General features: G+C 49.6%; 7 protein-coding genes and 1 pseudogene. 1 reads left to right on the top strand and 7 read right to left on the bottom strand.

The window, feature by feature from the left end; genetic code table 11:
* Positions 1-4 precede the first annotated feature (4 nt).
* From DFQ00_RS18255 to DFQ00_RS18240, 4 genes and pseudogenes are all read right to left on the bottom strand, one after another.
* Positions 5-1,801, bottom strand: a complete 1,797-nt coding sequence (locus DFQ00_RS18255) for a cache domain-containing sensor histidine kinase (protein ID WP_167433768.1) — start codon at positions 1,799-1,801, stop codon at positions 5-7.
* 195 nt (positions 1,802-1,996) lie between these two features.
* Positions 1,997-2,164: pseudogene (locus DFQ00_RS18250) on the bottom strand (DNA alkylation repair protein); the annotation flags it as partial.
* 239 nt (positions 2,165-2,403) lie between these two features.
* Complete coding sequence (gene gnpA, locus DFQ00_RS18245) at positions 2,404-4,578, bottom strand: 1,3-beta-galactosyl-N-acetylhexosamine phosphorylase (protein WP_110897911.1); 2,175 nt, start codon at positions 4,576-4,578, stop codon at positions 2,404-2,406.
* 14 nt (positions 4,579-4,592) lie between these two features.
* Entirely contained in the window at positions 4,593-5,612 is a 1,020-nt protein-coding gene (locus DFQ00_RS18240) for a glycoside hydrolase family 88/105 protein (protein ID WP_110897910.1), read from the bottom strand.
* Positions 5,613-5,790: 178 nt separating this feature from the next.
* Between DFQ00_RS18240 and DFQ00_RS18235 the strand changes: the two genes are divergently transcribed.
* Positions 5,791-6,777, top strand: a complete 987-nt coding sequence (locus DFQ00_RS18235; RefSeq protein ID WP_110897909.1) for an AraC family transcriptional regulator — start codon at positions 5,791-5,793, stop codon at positions 6,775-6,777.
* Between the two features lie 154 nt (positions 6,778-6,931).
* On the opposite strand, the gene DFQ00_RS18230 is transcribed toward DFQ00_RS18235, so the two are convergent.
* The 3 genes from DFQ00_RS18230 to DFQ00_RS18220 are packed head-to-tail and all read right to left on the bottom strand — an operon-like array spanning position 6,932 to position 20,546.
* Positions 6,932-14,647 carry an S-layer homology domain-containing protein gene (locus DFQ00_RS18230; protein WP_110897908.1) on the bottom strand — a complete coding sequence of 2,572 codons (7,716 nt, stop codon included), beginning with the start codon at positions 14,645-14,647 and terminating at the stop codon, positions 6,932-6,934.
* A 21-nt stretch (positions 14,648-14,668) separates the two neighbouring features.
* Positions 14,669-19,828, bottom strand: coding sequence for a hypothetical protein (locus tag DFQ00_RS18225; RefSeq protein WP_110897907.1), 5,160 nt, complete (start codon positions 19,826-19,828; stop codon positions 14,669-14,671).
* Between the two features lie 22 nt (positions 19,829-19,850).
* Positions 19,851-20,546: a S1 family peptidase gene (locus DFQ00_RS18220; RefSeq protein ID WP_167433767.1), complete on the bottom strand. Its 696-nt coding sequence runs from the start codon at positions 20,544-20,546 to the stop codon at positions 19,851-19,853.
* Positions 20,547-20,571 lie beyond the last annotated feature (25 nt).

The raw sequence follows: 20,571 nt of genomic DNA, 5'->3' as shown, positions 1-20,571 counted from the left end.
ATCCCTAAGATGCTTGTACAAGAGGGATTTTGATGCATATCGTTGTTCCCTTGTACCTTTCACTGACAATATCCACATGTACACGTTCATCAAAATACATTCGAAGCCGTATAAAAGCATTCATCACTCCGATGCTGCTAAGCTCACTGAGCCGCTCAAGACTCGGATCAAGCATCATATTGCGCAGCAGAGCCAGCTTGTCCTCCTCCATGCCAACTCCCGTATCACGTATCAAAATATGCAATTGCTCGTGCTGCTTCTGGAAGCTCACTTCTACAACACCATCATTGGAGCCACCCTCGATACCGTGAATACACGCATTTTCTACAAAAGTTAATACGGTCAGCTTCGGAATTCGCATCTCCAGAATGTCGGGGTCCGCGACGTCAATGACAAATTGCAGCTTATCACCAAAACGATATTGCTGAATCACCAGATAACTCTCCACAAAACGAATTTCATCCTCAACGGTAACGAGATCATTGCCCCAATTAATCGTCTGCCGCAACAGCAGCGCCAGCTTCTGAATGATGTCAGACGTTTCATGCTCATCCTTGATCAGACTGCGCATGCGGATTGTTTCAAGTGTATTAAACATAAAGTGTGGGTTAACCTGGCTCTGCAGCGCCTTTAATTCAGCCTGTTTCTTCGAAAGCTCCAGCGCCTGCCGTTCAACCTGTCCTTTAAATACAATTTCGATCAGATTCCTGATTTTGACCACCATCATGTTATAGCTGTGGGTCAAGCTGCCGATCTCATCCTTGCCGGCGGGTTCTGTGATCACTTCGAATCTCTCCTGTTTAACCTGGTCCAGATGCCTCGCGATGCGGCCCACCCTGTCAACAAGGGATCTGGAGATCAGCCAGATCAGCAGTGTTGGCACCAGCAAATTAAGGATAACCAGCAGCAGCAGATTCGATCTGGAGTCTATCATCTCCGTTAGAAAATCCAGCCTCTCTCCACGAACGATAATTTGCCAATTTTCCGATACAACAGGAATGGATTCTATGGATTGCGAAGCATCCGGCTCCATGCTGGACATCCGTTTAAACGGCTTCCGTGCCTGATTCATCTGTGCATCATTGGAGAAAATAATACGATCATCCGAAACGATATAAATTTTGCCGCCAGCCCCCTCATTTTTGAAAGACTTATTGATGAAGGCATAGTCCAGATCGACCTTTAACACCTTCTCCACCTGCTGCTTCCCGAAATAATTCAGTTTACGGATAATGCTAACCTTTCGTCCACCTTGAGTTTGCGACATCTCTGCCTGCTGTTTGTCAAAATACGAATAGATCAGCATCTGGTCGTCCGTGTTCATCAGTGCCTGATACCATTCACTCTTCCTGATGTCATCATTCAGCTTGATGAAGTTGCCGCCATTCACAAAAGTATCGTTGTCCACATAAAACGTCACCTGGTTCACCTGCTGATAGCTGTAATAGTATCGAACCAGATTGTTGCCGCTCAGCATATCATAATATGCAAAATAATAGTCTTCCTGATTACGGTATTTGGACTCCATAAACCGATTCAGCGTGGCATCCGTGTATAAAAAATTGGATACGTACAAGCTGTTATCCAGACTGTTCCGCAGATTAAAGCGAATCCGCTGCTGCATTTCATTGAGCCTGCTCTGCTCTTTGGCCTCAATCTGTCCCTTGATGCTCTGATAAAATACCGCATTGGTCGCCAGCACAGGAATCAGCACACAAAAAATAAATAATATGTATAGCTTCGTTCTAAGGCTCCAATCATCCAGTATCTGAATACGCTTACAATCAAACTTGCGTTTCATGATCGTTGTTGTCTCCCCCACCTGTGTCATCCATTAACACCATTATAACGAGCTATGGCGATAATGGAATACACGTTTCGGATTAACATCTGACATATTTGCGTTTAAATCCAAGCTGATTGCGATCCAGCGCCTTTTGGATATTATCGAAGGCATGGATTGGCTGCTTTTGGGCTTGTGCTGATTTACTTCCAACAGTTGCTCAGCGAGTGGCTGATTTTTCCTGATCTGCTTTGCCATCGGTTTCATCGCCCCGGTAGCCACACCAAACAACGGTTCATGTGCACCGTTAGACAGATAAATCTTTTTTGTGCGTTCCTTGCCCAGCACTTCCAACTCCTGCATAACCTCATTTACCTTCATGTGAGCAGCTCCCTTTGTAAAAATTACGTTTACGCGGACACTCCGAGGACAGAACAATCTGGATGGAGTCGTTACAATCGCTTTTATCAGTCTAGCACAGGAGGCCGCATGTCCATACATGCAACGTGTGGCATTCAGCAAGAAAATGCTGCGTTGATCACAACAAAAAGCTCAAAGCTTTGCAGCATATGTGCTGCGAGCCTTGAGCTCTCTTACTAGGGAGACAGTTGCCCCTTACGTTATACCGATGCCTGCGCTCCAATTCGGGTAATAAGCGTATCGTATGGAGCGATGTTAAACGTATGCATCCCATGCTCGGTGTCAATCGTTGTCGCCTGCGCCTGATCACTATTGTTGATCACAACCAGCTTGCCGCTCTCGGGAAAATACGCACATTCGGTAAGCACATTATCTGTAATATACTTGGCATTGTGCTGTTCATTACCGGCAAAACAAATCAGATTCAGCAGCAGCCTGGCATTCGCCCAGCTCAACTTGTACGTGGACAGATAGATGCCCTTTCCTTTGCCAAAAGCATGAACAGACAGCGCAATGCTCCCTCCTGTTTCCTGCACCACTTCAGCCGTTCCATCCGTCAGATAGAGTTGCTGGTTCCCTGTCACAGACGCACCTTCTGGCATAAGCTCATACCGATCCTGTACATCGTAAGCCCATTTACCATGCACCACGCGCGCACCTGTATCCTGATCGACTCCAAGCACATGAGCCATTCGAAAAAAGGTATCATAGCCCTCCACCGCCGATGGCTCGTTAATACCAATAAATGTGCCCCCGTCATGCACCCAGCGGGTAAGCAGATCCACACAGGCCGTATCATGCCAGTGCTCACCGCCGCTCCACGCGGAACCGGCTCTGCCTGCATTAATGACCACATCCACCTCGCCGAGTACACCTTGACGGATATCTTCAAAATCGATAAACCGAACGTCTAGCGGCAGCCCGGATAACGCCTCGTTCACATGGATCAATTCATGCATGCAGGTTTCGTGAAAATGTCCAGACAAGGTCCACGATCTTAATCTGCCCCAGCTATGGAGCACCGCTACCCGTGTCTGAAGCTGAAACGGTTTGCCTGCCTGATGCAGCTCTTTGATCTCTCTGAACTCATCCGCAACCTTCCCAATATAGTTTACAAAATCAGGATATGGCTCCACCAGATGCAGATATCCCCCGAGTCCAATCCGGTTAATCTTCTCACGCAGCAGTGCACGCCGAATGTTAATCCAGTAGTTTTTGGCATCCAGCGTTGGATTTCCACCTTCCTTAAAGGTCGGCAGTCCGCCCAGTCCGACGGGGAACAGATAGGGGTGAAGACGAATTTCATGGGTAGCCACCTTGATGCCTGAACACATTCTGGCCTCATACCCGGAGAACACACACTTGATCATACCGTCGAAGCCAAACTCTTCAAAGCGTTCGTTATATGGCTCCATGCCCACCCAGCTGTCATCGTAGAATACGTACGCAAGCTTGCCATGCCGATGCACGATATCAATCAGTTTCTGGCCAAACGCAATGACAAAATCATGGATGAATGCCATCCAGTCCAGCTTTCGCTGCCCTGCAGGCATATGACTGACCTGGTACTTTCCACCATTCACAAAATCCTCTGCCGTGAGTGAATAGCCATATTTTTCAGCAAATAGATCAAGCCCTCTCGAACTTACCGTGAAATCGTAGGAGCCCCAGTCCGAGAACAGATGTCGGTTTCGCTCATCACTGCCCCATATCCAGGCAAAATTATAGAAGAGGGACGTAAACCGAACCACCGTTGTTTCCGGGTGAGCCAGGCACCACTTTTCCATCCAATCCAGCAGATAGGTCTGCGTATCCGCATAGATCGGGTCGATCTGCATCAGGTGCTCCTTGTCCCAGTTGTTCGTGGTGTGATTATACATCGAGATTTCTTCCCAGATACGATAAACCATGAAGCTCACTGTGTACTTATGCCAAGGCGTAATTCCTGTGAGGACCACGTTTCCGGATTCCCTTTCGTAATTCCAGTGGCTTCTTGGCACTTCCTGTCCTGTCGTACGGTCAAACACCTGCCAATACTTCAACGCTTCTCTGGAATCATTAACTCTGAATTGTTCGGCAAAAAAATCCTCCAGCAGATAGATGGAGATGTAATCCTGCACCGCCACCTTCGGCTGAGTAATTAAAAAACATTGCTGCAGCTTACTTGGATTTCTGGATGCCCACTCATTATGATCGCGGATGATACAGATCGTCGAATAAATGCCGTATCCGGCCTGAATAATCTCCTCCGACAACTTGGTCCCGTCACTGTCGCGAATGACATCGGCTCCCCACCGTTCAGCAAGCTCCAGTGTCAGCGCCTCATAACCTGATTCTCCCGGCAACGTGAAGGCGCCTGTGCTTGAATTCGGCATTCGTTTCCCTCCCCTTATCTCAGCAGGTCGGACAGAAACGCCAGTGCCAAGCCCTGCCCCCAGCCTTGAATCCAGTCCTTTGGAATGTTGCGGTAACCGTCACGGTCTTTCATCACGGCCGTTCCACCGGATACCCCGAGCACACGTCCGTCCTCGCTGATGTTGTTTAGAATGCCTTCAAGCGCTTTTTGCACATATTTTGTATGCAGCGGATTACCATTATTGATCATAGCGGCAGCAATACCGCACGATGCAGACACTTCCTCATACGCTTCCGGGTCATCCAGCACCGTATGCCACAAGCCATGGTCCGTTTGCAGCAGCTTGAGGGCAGCGAGCTGGTCGCGTAAGGAGCATTCCACGTCCATACATTGCGGATACAAGTACCAATCTTTAAGCTGTGGTTTCACCTGCGACATCGTGTAGGCTCCCCATGCATTCGCCCGCCCCCAGTAAAATCCCGACATATGATCCTTGTTTACGTTGTTATAACCGTGATACCAGAGGCCTGTGCTTGGGTCCTGCAGGTATTTGATATGCCAGTAATATTGATTCAGGGCATCCTGAATCATCACCTCGTCTTTCAGCTTGCTGCCCACCCGAAGCAGGAAAAAGGCAGCCATAAACAGCGTATCGGCCCAGGCCTGCTCGGGAAAATCATTCGCTGTGGACACCGTATGCTGCAGCACACGATCGCCAAAGCGGAGCGCATGATTTTGCAAATAATCCACCTTGCTCATCACGATATCCCAATACTTCTGATCCCCGGTCTCTTCGTATAACGTAATCATTACATGCCCCATCGCACAGGTATTTACCGTCCAGCTCGGCAAGCCAAGCTCAATATATTCATCTGCCCATTTCACCAGTCTGTCCAGAATTTCCTGATTGCCTGTCGTCTGATAGGCTCTCGAAACACCATAATAGGCTACGCCGCAGGGCCAATCCCAGGTCAAATCCATATCCAGCGTTTTGTTCGTTACGTTCTGAATCACGTTTAATAAATGTTCACGGTCATATTTCACTTGCAGCATGTGTATTCCCCTCTCCTGCGCACACTCCTCGGATGGAACCGTGAGAAGTGACCGTCCTGTGATGTAAACGCTTTACTTATTTCATTGTACGCAGTAAAATAGTCTGCATCTAAGCATATTCGTAACAAAACTGCGCAATTTCGATCATTTATAATCCGACGAATGGGAGCAGCCGGACATGCCCAAACCGAAAAAACCTGTCATTGAATACCGCCATTACAGCTTGCCCATTGATTTCCCGGTTCTACTGCTCAGCGGGGAGCGCTGGAAAATCTCGGATATCAAAAGTGAGCATCTGCATTTCCATAATCATATGGAGATTGGCATCTGTTATTCGGATGGAGGTGTGATGGAGATCAAAGGAGAAAACGTGCCTTTCCGGGCAGGAGATGTCACATTCCTACCTCGTTATCTGCCCCACACCACCTACAGTTCGCCTAATAAAGCTAGCAGGTGGGCCTATCTCTTTTTTTCACCGGAAGAGCTGTTTCAGCATGTAATCAAGACGCCCCAAACGAATATGGAGCCGAATCTTCGGGCCATTCAAGCCCGCCGTTGTGTTCTGCATAAAGACCAGTACCCCAGGGTGTATACACTGGCAACATCAATCGTTGAAGAAATTCAACGACAATCCCCCTTTTACCGTGAGAGCGCGTATGGGCTGTTAATGTCACTGTATATTGAATTGCTGCGAATTCATGCACATGATGAGAACGGGCCTATCCGGGAGCAGGAGAAGTACGGGGAGCACGCCCTGGAGCAGAGCAGGGAACAGGAACGGCAGAGCCGTCAGCCCGATCTTGTGATCTCGCCCGCCCTTGAATTTATTACGAAAAATTACATGCTGCCCGTCACGATTGACGAGCTTGCAGAGCTGTGTCACCTGAGCACTACCCATTTTCGCCGCAAATTCCATGAAATTATGGGTACGACACCGCTTGATTTTCTGAACAGCACACGTGTAGAAGAGGCCTGCAAACGTTTGAAAAGCACCGATTCGTCCGTCCTGTCGATCTCTGAGCAGGTAGGCTTTCGATCCATCTCCAGCTTCAATCGCTGCTTCGCCAGATTAATGGGGGAATCGCCAAAAGTGTGGCGGAAAGGGGCTCATATTGAAGCCCAATCTGCCAAAGCATCAATATTGGCATTTACAGGCTGGGTGTAGGTGCATCAATATAAAAATCCCGAAAGTCATGAAGACTTCCGGGATTTTTTAATTTAACCTTATTGCTCATTTAGTGCTGACTTCTGTTGTTGCTTATTGGTTCTTGATTCTTGTTTCTTGCCTCGTTTCATATTGAAGAAGCAACGTGCCCTGCTTATAGCAGGTCCAGTTCCACGAGCAATCTGCGGACAAGGGTTGCCATCTCGGCACGAGTTACAGGCGCCTTAGGCTCCAGCTTTGTTGCCGACTTGCCTTGAATAAGTCCCAGCTTCACGGCTTGCGCGGCACTGTCCTTCGCCCATGAAGACAGACCTGATACGTCCGTGTAACCTTCGAGCGCGCTGGCAGCACTGCTTGCTGCCGGTGCTGTGTGCCCAGCCATTTCGTAGGCACGAATCAGCATCACCATTACTTGCTCACGCGTCATCACATCCTGTGGCCCAAAGCGGTTGCCGCTATAGCCTGTCATCAAGCCATAGGCTGTTGCCGTTTGCACAGCATCGTTATACCAGTGCTTTGCAGTAACGTCTGTGAAGGATGCAGTAACCCCCTGGGCTGCATTTGCATCTGCGCCTGACTTTAATCCAAAGGCTCTTACCATCAGTGCCGCAAGCTCGGCCCGTGTCATGCTACGTGCAGGCTCGAAGCTTGCAGCCGATACTCCGTTCACCACCAGACGTGATGCCAGATCATTTACCGCTTCCGCAGCCCAGTGATTGCTCATATCACGGAATGAGGTTTGATAATGCACAGGCAAATACACGCTATTGGTCATGCTGCTTGCAATCGCAATCGTACGTCCTTCCCTGACTTCAAAACGTGTCGGTACGTGACGCAAACTCCCATCTGCTTCGAGTACAACAATCGTGGAAACGGAACGCTCATCCTCCCCTTGAGGCAGATTCAGTTCTTTCGTTGTCATGCTTAAAAGCTTGTTGATCTCTAACGTTTTACTTCCATCACTTGCGATCATATCGAAGGCTACTGGCGTTCCTCTCGGAACGATACGGCCTTCCTTCGCCAGCTTGGCAGCATGCTGCTCATAAGTCATTGCTGGCCTTCCTACATTCAAGCTGACCTGGATATCCTCTGCCTTCTGTCCAGAGAAAGATGCCTCCACTGCCTTCACATCAAGCGCTCTCCAGTCCAGTCGATAGCTGCCCCAATCACTCTCCAGATCCATCGCCATGTCTTTTGCTGCGAGCTGTTTGATCAGATCGGCATCGAGATCCAAACGCAGCTGCTGCATCTGACCTGTCACGTGCAGACGAATTCGCTGATCTTGCTGTGAAGCCTTCAGCAGCGCTTCCCTTACGGGATGAGCGATCACTGTCGGGCCGTCAGCTCCTGGAGTAATATCTACCAGCAGCAGCCCTTCCTGCTTCACCCCATCCAGTTCCAGCGGAGCCTTGAGGTCACGTACTGCAGCCGTACTGTCAATTACAATCCCCCCAACAGTTAATGGGCCTGAGGGAATGTTGGATGCTGGTGGCTTGCTGTTTTTGCTACCTGAGCCAGAGCTTGAAACCTCTGTATCCGCCGAAATTCGTTCATTGACCTTCACTGCGGCAGAAGCTGCTGTCAGCAGTTTAGGCTCCTTCACCGTACGTTTGGCAATGATAATCCACTCGCCAGGCTTGGCTTTGATGATTTTATCTGCAGGCAATGTACTCCACCCGCTGATATCCTGCTCAAACGTAGGCAATAGCACCTGTGCCTTACTCGTAAACACGCGATATGCCAGTTCGCTTCCAGCCATATTGCCTTTATGTCCGGCTGCGCTGATTGCCACTCGTGTTTCTCCTTTTTTACCTGTACCAATCGTTGACGCTTTAATCGTATCCATGTAATCCGGTGGTGCCGTTCCCGTCTTCGGTGCTTCAACAGAGACCACGTCCATGGTGTTCAGTTCAGTACCCTCCCAGGAATACGCTGCCTGAATCAGCGAAGCACCGACACGTTTACCCGTAAGCATCCCATTCTGCTCCAAGGAAACATTGGCTTCCCCGTTGACCATGCTGTACGTCATTTTACTGCTGTCCGCAAGCTCACGTGTGCCATCTGTGTATTCCACATAGGTCTGAACAGATGCTTGCTCTCCGCCTGCAACGAGTTCTTCAGGCATGACCATTTTCAATCTGCGTGGAAGCTTGAACTGCCCGTTTAACACCTCAACCACCGCTGAGTTCACGTTACCCGCAGCATCCTCGGTCTTGATCCGCAAGCGGGTCTTCAAACGACTTCCGTCCACTGGCACCTCATGCTTGAAGTCACCGTTATCATCAGGTTTAAACTGTGCCAACGTTTTGTCGCTATCCGCATCCGTTACGGTAATGTCAGCATCAGTCATGGTCGTACCCTGTACGAGCGCCTTGCCTCCCTGTGTACGTTCACCCTGAGACGGCGATTCCAGATAGATCATTGGAGCCGTCGTGTCTACAGTGATATACAACATCGTTACCGATGTATCTCCCGTACTGGTATTTCTCGCCTTGAGCTGCACCGCATAGACGCCATCCACCGCAAAGTTAAATTTCATCTTATCTGTTGTGCCCAAATTATAGGTTCCGAGCACAGCATCATCTGTAGATGCCTCCACAACCACGTTAGACTGGTCGGAAGCGGCGTTGACAGTTACCTCGCCCGAACGAGTCACCATCTCCACCTTGTTGTTCACCACTTGTTTATTATTCAGTGAGAGTAACGGGCCTGTCGGAACTGGAAGCCGTTTCCCCTCACTGTAAGTAGTTGTAGACAGACGCAGGTTGCCCTTGTCATCCGAGGCCGGTTTACGCGCAACGGTCACCCCGATGCGATACGTTTTGCCTGGCTCCAGCCCCGAATGTCGGACTTCCTTATCCTCCATTACAATCGTACCGTCCGCATTGCGAAGCACCTTTCCATCCGCTCCCAGCTTAGGAGTCCCCAGTGCATTCCAGCCGCCGACCGTCACATGGTATTGACCCTCCTTGAGTGAGGCCTTCAGATCAGATTCACTGTAGCCTTCCTCTCCAAATGCCTCGTACAACTGTCCCTGCTCATCTGATGCAGTCAGAATATACATGAACCCGTCAGCCTCTTCCGCTACGGTTTTCGCGATTGCAGGGAAGGTTACATCGAGCATACCGTTACCGATACTCTTGGTTTCCACAAATGGCACAGCCACTGGAGCCAGCGGGTCTATGAGTGTATAGACCTCTTCAGACGACAGGACGGAGAACGCCATATCTGTCTTGAGCTCAGTTCGCAAATAATATTTGCCCTGCTGCAGCAGACCCCGAAGATCGGCTCCCCCCAAATACGCCATATGCTTCACGTCAAAATTCATCTCACCCGAGGCACGACCGTCTACATCAATGTCGGCACTCTCGATTTCAATGCCTTTGGCAATCATAATACCCGGATCAACCTTCTCATCCGGTGTTACTGCACCTTGCAGGCGATCGGAAGACAAGTACAAATCTACCGTATCCCCTGCCGAGGCATTATCCACCGTCCAGCGTGCCGTAAATTGATCCGCATCCTGCGCATTCACTTCCAGTCCCGTAGAACGGAGTTCCGGGAGTACAGGAATGTTCATCAGCTTGGACTTAACGGATTGACTGGAGGTCAAGGTCCAGCTGCCTGTTTTGGCATCCTCTTGCGGAATTGCAATATAAATGCGGCGTACATCCGTGCCTTGCTGCTCTTCCTTCTTGGTTACAGTTGTACCGTCACCCTTCAGGTCGCCTTCTTTTGGAGCTTTGATGATCTGCTCAAATGCAGTTGCATTTGTATCCGATGCTTCCCCAAAGATGATATTGTACGTACTTCCGTCATCTCGTTTCAGGGTGAGCGTAGGTCGGGTTGTTGTAAAATACTCCACTTCCAGCAGCGCATCCCCTGTGACTCCGTTCATCGGGATTACATGAGTCTTGCCTCCATTGGACGTGCGAATACCGCCGATGCCCAGATTTTGCGAGCTGTCCTCGATCATATCAATACCCTCTGCAACAGCCGTATATCGAATCTCGTAACGCTCAGGCTCTTCATTCTCCCATGAGGTTGCCAAGGTTGTAATACCTGTCCCAATCTGCAACAAGCGTGGTCCCTGCTCTGGATCATTAATCGCAAGATTAGCGAGTGCTTCATTATCCAATGCCGATCCATCGGTCATAAACGAGATGCCGCCGCCCCAATAATACTTGATGCCGAGCGTCAGGAATAACAGAGAGATGCCTGCCCATAACTGGTCGTTATTAGCCCCGGCACGAACGCCAAAGCCCATACCGCCAACCACCGGGACAGATCGCGGCACTTGTATTTTGGAGCTGACCATGCCTTCAAAATCGACGCGTCCCTTCTCCAGGTTCTCACCGATAAACAAGCTGGCGCTGCCGACAATAATATCCCAGCCACCGACATCAATCTGCGCACGGGCACGGATAAACATCGGGCTGGCCCATTGCGTCTGAATCAGTGCTTCGGTCAGCATTGGAATGACCTTGCTGCCTTCGCCAAAGCCCAGTTTGCCTACCACTTTGAAACCAGTCGCCTTCAGTGTCAGATCCACACTGCCTGAGAAGACCGCAGGCTTCTGACCAATCTCCATGTCGATGCCTGCTTCAAGTGTGAGCGGCAAACGCTCTGTCCCGCCAGCAATGGTCATGGCAAGTTCACGAACCGCTCCGCGCAAACTTGAGATTTTGGTTGCCGGATTAATGCGGATACCCGGATCAGGAAGGTCTGATCCAAACGCGATCACGTCAGGAATAATCCGACCATCTGGAACACGTTTGAAGGCAAGCTCTGCGCTAATAGAGAACAGATTCTCCAGTTTGGCTTCAAAATTAACACCATATGAATTCATTACCCCGTATTTGTTCGGGTCTTTATAATGCGTGACATCAATGCCGCCTTTGATGCTATCCTCGGAGTCTGGTTTGAATAAACCAATGCTGTTGTCCAGCTGGAATTTCAATGCGGATTCGATGCCCACAAACCCCGATTTGTTGAACATGACGTTTTTCACTTCACCATCAACGATAAACATCTTTATTGCACCGCCGAATGAAACCCCATCCTGTCTCAAAATGAAATCATTCAGCTTCAAGCCAAACCCGTTCAGCGAGAAGGATGGCGTGGTGAACAACGTATGTTTGTTAAAATACACATACGATACGAGCAATGTCCGATAGGGGTTCAGTGCGTCACCAATCATACCGTTCGCCCACGTCAGCGTTCCGTTCAGGGTAGGGTCTTCAGGGTTGCGTCCCTCCTCCCAGGCCTGCTCTTCATCGCTTAGCTTCGATTCGGTACCGAGTGACTTGTCGAACCCGTTGTAGAAATCGACGGTCCACTCCCCGGAATGAAAGACAAATCCGCTATTGGCCACACTCAACGTGCCGTCTCCGCCTACAAATAGCGACTGCAGGAACGGGGTATCGGTATTAGCCTTCAACCGATCGGCCAGCGGGAATTTACCGGTGGAGATGGTCAGATCCTTACCCTTGTAGGCAACACTTTGGTTGAGGATTGCCGGTTCGGTATCGGATTGGACCGTATATTGAGCGTTTACGCCTGTACCAGACTGCACGATTTTACCGCGCACTTCAAGCACAACTTCCTGCTCTTCGTCTTCGTCCAGTTCATTTTTGAACCTGTCAAAGGACTTCTCATCCTCAAACGTTTGCACAGCATATACCGGCGATTCTGCTGCATTGAGCGCCCCGGCAATGTCCAGTGCAGGATCAAGCTTGCGGGAGGCCGTAACCATCTCCTGCTTCGCAGCTGTGAATCTTGCTCTGTCCTGCTCCAGTCTTGTTTTGAATTGTGCATCTGTCAGATTCCCATACGTCCATGGTAGAGCATCTGCGAATGCCGCCTTGTCACCTGCACCTGCATTCAGATCCAGTTTCGTTTTGTATACAGCGAGAATACCAGCCTTACGAACACGGTTTTCTTCATTGTCTGTTACAGCAAACGTCTGGCTTGTTGTGAAGCTAAGTGCTTCAGATAACTCGGGAATCGTTTTGTCCTTGTAATCGAGCTGTACAGCATACTCGCCAAGCGGCAGGACAGAATCGTTCAGCACTTCCAGTGTTGTCCCGTCCGGTTTGACCTTTTCCCCTCCGCGATAGATCAGTTTCAGGTCTCCCGCGAAACCATTGCCAAGCGGCTGTGTGGTTACAGAACGGGTCACCGGAACTTTGTAGCGATCTCCGTTCTTGACGTTCACCAGGTACATATCAAAGTTAGCTGCTGTTGATGTAGCCTCATTACCGACATTGTATGCCGCAATATTGGACAGGTTCAGCGTGATGTATTTCTCATCCTTGCTGAACGTTTCCTCTGGCGATAACGCGTACACCAGTGTTTTGCGCAGCTCGCCAACAGGCGGCAGGAAAATAAAACCTGCCCTCGACGATTCATAGATCGCACGAATCTCCGCTTCCGGAAGCTCCTTGCTCTCACTGATCGTGGTCTCCAGCTTTTTCTCCGTTTCCGGACTGCTTACAGTAACCATGTACTGACGTGTGGAAGGCCAGGCTTTACCCGTGCCCTTTACTCGCCATTTGGCGGCAACAGTTTCACCGGGCTTGTATGGAATAAATTCCACGCCCTGCGCAGCCTGCTCTGGCGGAACGTCTTTGCGGAAGCTGAGCTTCTGGCTTCTCGTATTCAGCTCCTTGCCGTCTTCATCCACAAAGTTCAAGCCGTTCTCCAGTGTCAACGTCACATCTACTCGGCTGTGATTCATGCCGAACATCTCCAGATTTTCGATCTCGGTGTTCACTTCAAATATGCCATCTCGCATATAACCTGTCTCATCCTCGTTGGTCTCCAGCTTCTGTGTTGGATCGAGGAAACGTACGTCAAAAACCTTCTCTGGTGACACAATCTCACCCAGACCGTATACAAGCTCATACGTATGCTGACCACCAGCCTGTACCGTATCGGGCTGCCAATAATAAGCGACAGCGGTATCTGCGGTGCCGTACCTGTTCGTATCCTGGGTATAATCCAGATTCTCATCTGGTTCATAATCCCATTTCGTGCCAGCCAGGTTAGCCCAATGTGCAACAACCATCTCATCTACGATGTTGATGCCACCTTCAAACAAGTTGTTGAAGCCGTAGGCGATGACGTTCGTTGCGGACGGGTTCCCTGGCTCCAGCTTATCCCGCATAACCCAGTATGCGGGCAGCTTGTGCAGATTATAGGCCTGCTCGTCCACGTTTTTGTCATAACCAAGTTTCTCCGGCTCATGAACCAGCTTGCGCTCCACCGTCAACGGAACTGAATAGTTCTGTCCGATCTGGAATGCAGGCCCGTCATTGCCACCAACAGAGGTATCCAGCAATACACGTGAGCCGATCTCTACTTTGGCATCCGTTGTATTTTCTACAACGTACTGCACACGTGCATTACCGCCCTGATCCTTATCTTCCTTGAGCAGCAAAGTGATAATCTGACTGATACGAATGCCTTGAACAGTCCAGACGGTCACCAGGCTCTGTGTACCGTCATTTCCTGTAACGACCTTCGGAGGGGTCACCTCCGAGGTCCAGTTGGGCGCCATTTTATACGGATTACCGAAAATCAGGTCCGTTCCATTAATCTTAAACGTTGTAAAAGAGGTCTCCGGGTTATCTCCGCCAAAGATCATATCTACGCCGTTATCCTTTTTACGAATAGGTTGTCCGTCTTCGGTGCGGATGCTGAAGCGGCCGCTTGCATTATCCACCGTTACTTTAATGAACCCGTTCTTGATGGATGTTGTACCCGCAGCAGAAACTGCTGCTGCAGCAATATGGAGCGGCAGCACACTAATCAGCATTACTGCAGCCATCATCGCCGCAATCATTCGTATGATGTTCTTCCGTCGCATGGGTGAACCCCTTCCGTTTCTCTAATTGGCCCGGTTAACGAGCAGTGTGGAGTATACGCGTTCGCGTTCCTGATTCTGCACTACGATGGTGTACCATCCGGCTTTGGGCAGCGTGACCTTGAAATCCTTGCTGACCAGTTCCTTGTACGTTACTTTGGTTGCGATATATTTCATCTGTCCTTCTCGCACAAGTCCAGGGAAGTAATACACGTCGTATGTGCCGAGCTCATTCTCCAGCTTGGTTCCACCCGTAGAAGCAACTGTGCGGAAATGGCTCACATTAAACGTAACAATACCCGTGTTAACAATGGCTGTTTCCGATTCGGTATCAGACAGCGGAATGCCATTGGCTGTTACAAACATGCCGTCACTTGAACGAACAAATACCGTTTGAAGGGCATAACTTACGTTACCGAGCTGATCCTTGGCAGTGTAACGAAGGGTGTGTTTTCCCGTAACATTCAGGTTCAGCGGTTTGTCCACGTATTGCCCGCCTTCCAGCACATATTCAGCCGCAGTTACCTGAATGTTCTCTGCTGTCGACAGATTGTCACTCACCACGTAGCCACCCAGATCTTCAATCAGACTAAAGCCCGGTTTGTTTTGCAACAGTGTTGTAGATGTTTTATTGAGACGAATTGTTGGTGCCGTATTATCCAGACCCTCTATAGTGAAGTTAAGTTGCCTCTTGTTGCCAAGCAGATCCGAGAGCAGGATGGAGTGCTCACCATTGGTTGTATACTCACCACTGAAACTCGATACCGGCGTTGCTCCCGCATAAATGACATTGCCCTCCATTGCCGCTGTTGGCATCACCAGGCTTACACGTACTTTACCTTTGGAATATCCATGCTCTCCGATCTGTACAAGCTTGCTATCATCCATAATTTGTCCGTCATCATCCACCCGAACCATCGTAATCTCGTCTACCGCAGGAATAGAGCCAACCAATGTCGAGATAACATCCGATTCGATTTTTGCGCTGTTCCCGGCAGCATCTGCCAGCGAGAATCGTGCTTTGTTGCCCGATTTCATCACAATCGACGATTGATTTGTGCCTGAGCTGTTTGATACTACCTGATAGTCAGGAACCCCTCCTGCTTTGGGTGTCACTTGAGCCACAATCAGATTGGAGGCAAGAACATTATCACGTGTCGGAACGGCAAAATGAGTGAATTCCCCGTTTGCACTGTAGCCATCCCCCGCACTGTCCACGACTGCCGTACCCGTGCCATAACGGATTAAGGCTTTAAGGTCTGGATGATTATAATGCAGCGTAATGTCGGCTTCCGGCGGTGTTGTATCAATATTGCTTACTGTCGCTGTCACACTTCCGGTGAACCCGACCGCATCCTCATATTCAAACGTAAACTCTCCATTCTCATGGAAGGTTTTGGTTGAGGTTGGCAGATTCGTAATCCGAATCGGTTCGCTGGATTTCAGACTGACCTTCACTGCTCCGTTAGTCGCTGCAATCGTCGAATATTTCACATTTACTACTGGCGGCGTATCATCAAAATTGGAAACCACGATAAATACAGTCGCTGTATTGTCGCCATCCTTCACCGTGAAGGAATAGCTTCCGTTCCGGTAAATTTTAAAGCGTTTGTTCGCCTCCAGCGTCTCCGGCATTTCCGGGTTACTGCCGGTTGGCTTCACCGTCTTGCCCTCTACCAGATCAAATACGATGTCCTGACCCTGATTCTGTCCGCCATGCTGCACTTTCTCTCCACCGCGAACCGGCATGATCTCTTCCAATGAAGCGAGGGCATAGGCAGGAGCATCCTGAATCTGAATCTCAGGTGTTACAATCTCGCTGATATTGTCGTAAAAGCCTTTGAACTTCACACGAACTTTGGACTTCAGCTGGCCCACATCGTTGGTGTCCACAGGCACACCTACATAATTCGTATACGGCAGCCATGTACTCCAGTTGTCTCCACCATTCGTGGACACGGAGTAGAAATATCCTTCCTGGGCCGGTACGTCAACCGTCAGCTCCATAATGGCGGTATATCCGTCATCTCCCGGCCCTTCGGTTCGAATCAAACGTGCGCTGCCCACAGGCGGTTCACTGCTTAAATAAAACACGGAGAATAGACCGCTGGTGTGAAACAGTTTGCCGTTCCCCAAGCTATCGGTGGCATACACGTACAGGCGATAGTTTCCGTTATCTTTTTTATTGTCCACCTGAAGCGTGATGAGGCGATCCGCAGGTGATGTGCTCCAGCCTTTTCCATCCGGGTCGGGTTCCTGCTCCTCATGTCCCTCGACCACCTTGATCCATTGGTAACGGATGTTCTTGGCGGCCACACCTGCAAAGTCAACCAGCGTATCGGATACATCAATCTGTACAGACTGCTCCGGCATTGGATACAAGTAGCCTTGAGAACCAAATTTCACAGTTGGCGGCAAATGATCAAACTTGTACTCCTGATAGTAGTAATAGTACCGTCCAGTATCCTGCTGTTTGATGCGTACATGGGCATACCATGTGCCATTTAGCGTTTTGTCGGCCGGGAAGCTGTACTTTTCGGCAGCCACATCGCCCAGCTTGGTTTCTTTAGGTGCATCTTTAAAATCAGTCCATTGGCTGTTGCCCGCAGGACGCTCGGAGCTTTGGGTGTACTGGTACTCGGCAGTATCAATCGGAATACCAGCCACTGTAAAGTCCGGTCCGTCATTGATTGCATACGCGCCGGGATAAGCTTTGAATTTCGTGGAAATGACCAGCACATCCACCGCTTTCGGCTCAGCTGTTGCTGAATGACCCGCAACATCCTGTGCTTTGACATGCAGCTCATAACGACCGCCCTTGGTAATTGCCGGGTCTTTCAAGGTCGTTATTTCGACCTCCCCTGCCGCATTTAGTGCAGCATGCTGCCAGCCGGAAGCAGTAACATTTTTGCCTGCTGCTACAAACTGGTACTGAATCTTATTATCCTTAATGGAAGAGGTTGGGTCCGTCGCTTTGACCGTAGCCTTCACATTGTCCGAATTGTTGTCTACCACATTGCCGATCACAACGCTTGGATCATCGTTGTCGATCTTGAGCAAACCAACATGATAAGACCAGTTCGAGTCGTCCTGCATGTAATCGGAAAGCGGCCATTGCGTAACGTTTCCATAATCCGAAAGGTTAGGAAGTATATGCTGTCGATAATATCCCTCCAGCTCCGCAGGGGTTGCATCCGGGTGCTGGGCAAGATAAGCGGCCCGTTCCGCACTTCCCTTGTCATACTGCATCCGTTGACGCGCAGAATCCCATGTCATGTCCGCTGTCCATGTGTGCAGGTACCAATTCCCGTTCAGGGGTGTACCGTCATCAGGCAGTTTTACTTTGATGCCGTTCTGCCCTGCTGACAGTGTCACTCCCTCATATCCTGAGGGGTATAGCTCGTCTGCTGGCTGCTTCTGCGTCAGAGAAAATCGTTTCACAGCTGCAAAGTTATCGTTCTTCCCTGCAAAAGGATCAGCCTGGCTTTGATTCAGCACATAATATACCAGTCCTGAACCGTTGCCCGGACGAAACAAGCCTTTGCTGGCCTGACCATTCAAGTCGGGATCAAACGCCTGAATCGTAAACGAACCATTTCCCACATACTGTCCTTCGGGGATAACTTCTCCATCCTGATTTTCATAAACAAAATTGACTTCAGGAGCGGTATTGTCCACAGACAGATCTGCCCATTCGATCTTCTTGACGGGTTCAACGAGTACGTTGCCTGCATAATCGGTTAAGGCTTTTCCATCCCCCGGATTGCCAGCATGCTCCAATGCAGCCGTCTCCAGCTGTGACGTTTCTATGCTTTTGCCATCCGGCACAGTCATGCGGAATGTCCATGTATTGCTGTTCTGACCGCTGACGTAAGCGGCGGTCAATCCATTGGAGAATTTGAGCCATGTGTCCTCAGTCGGCTTAAATGCACTGATGACCTGCTCGTTGAGATATACGGTAAAATCGACAACATCGCCCTTGTTCAGCACAAGTCCTGTCAGCACCTCTGGCTGCACACCGTTGCGGGATGCCGAGTATTGAGGAACCCGAGCATCGATAATGGTGCGGAATGTGCCGCCAGGTTCTGCATTATCTGCAAAAGGAACAGTACCAATGCCGTTAAAGGCTGGAACCGGATTACCCGCCCCATCTGTGAAACCTGCCGCATTCATCCGTTCCAGGAAGGTTGGTCGATCTGCCTCTGAAGGTGCGACCAGACGCTTGGGATCAATCGGGACATTACCCGTACTATCATTCATCGCAGCCTGATAACGGAAATTAAATCTGGAACGTGCATGGATGTTCCGATCCAATCCACCATTAGCAAAATCACTGTAGCCGCTGTCTGCGCTGGTCAGATAATAAACCGAAGGTTCGAATCCGTCTCCCCCCGGATTGCTGAATAGCTCTGTTCGCATAAAGCTGAACCTGTCATTCACTCGATCCGAAGCATCCTCTGCAAAGGAAGGAAATACCGGTTCGCTGAAATTCAGCGCTAGGTTCATGTAACTGCCTTGTTTCAGAAATAGCTCATTCTTCTGTACAGCCGGATCTGCATTAAACCGAACAACTCCGTTATGTGTAAAGGTGTTACCGTTATATGTAGGCGGTGTGATGTCCGCGAAATAAAGCTCGATGTCGCTGGCGCCTTTAAAGAACCCCCCCATGTGAATTTCGATGGTATCGTTACTATCAAAAGCAATCCATGAGCTGTTCACTGATCCGCCACTGAGCTGCTCAAATTTTACTTTCCCATTAATAATGACAAGAAATTGTGCACTATTCATAAGGGCATCCACTGATCCAATCTTCAAAAGCATTTTGGCTTGACCAGGTTCAGCAAGACGCCTTAAAGACAGATTGTTCGCTACCGAAATTTTGGCAGTGAATGTACCAAAACCATCTGCTTGGACATGCCCTGCACTAAATGATCTGATTTTGTTTTTATCTACCGATGTTCCTGGCGCACCACCCGCAAAAATGCCAAAGCTGTTCGCATCAAAATTTTTAATATTGTTATTCCAGGAGGGCATATCTCCCTGATTAATAATTTTGCCGCCACCGTTCGGAATCCAAACATCCGTGTAGCCCGCTGCCGCGGAAACTGAAGTCATTTGCGGCCAACTGAACGAGGTCAGTGCAAGCAAAGCCGCAAGCAAGCATAATCCTACCTTTTTGAGCATGCAGAGATTCTCCTTTTCCCCGTTATGGATTTGATTTCTTCAAAAGCTTGCGCATGTCTTCCACCGTTACACAGATGTGAATGCCGTTCATCGTACGAAAGGAGCCGGAGATTAATCCGATAACTCGCCCCTCTTCATTCAACAACGGACCACCTGACATCCCCGGAGACACTTGTGCCGAAGTCAGTAAACGAGTCACATCGTTCACCTCAGCCATAGGAGCATTCACAATACCCTCGGTGATGATCTTGCCATCCTTGAGCGGATAACCGATCGCAAACGATCTTTGTCCATGCCTTGCAGAGGGTCTATCAACAGACAAAGCAAGTGCTGGACGTTTCAGCGTATCTTTTACAGACAACAACGCCACATCCGTCTCTCCGTCGACACCAAGCACGAGAAGCTTCTGTACAGAGCCATCCTCAAACACAGCCTCATATGAGACCGCATCCTTCACCACATGAGCTGCTGTAAGCGCTTGTCCATTTTCGATCACAAATCCGGAGCCCACCGTTTTCAGCGTACCGTCCTTGCGATATGCTTTCAGATAAAACACCGCTTGAGCCGCCGATGAATAAACCTGCTCTGCTTCCGAGAACACCTGTGGCGATCGGCCGCCTTCCGCGTACGTAATTGCAGATTCTGCAGAACTGCCCAGACACACAACCATCAGCAGAAAACCAAGCAGAGCTGTCATGACCTTCTGTCCATACCGCATTGTAGCCCCCCTCTCCATCTCCCAA

Origin of the sequence: Paenibacillus barcinonensis (assembly GCF_003217495.1) — a bacterium.
In the GTDB taxonomy this organism is placed as follows: domain Bacteria; phylum Bacillota; class Bacilli; order Paenibacillales; family Paenibacillaceae; genus Paenibacillus; species Paenibacillus barcinonensis.
The sequence above is the reverse complement of the archived record's forward strand: the minus strand, read 5'-3'. Positions and strand labels throughout refer to the sequence as shown.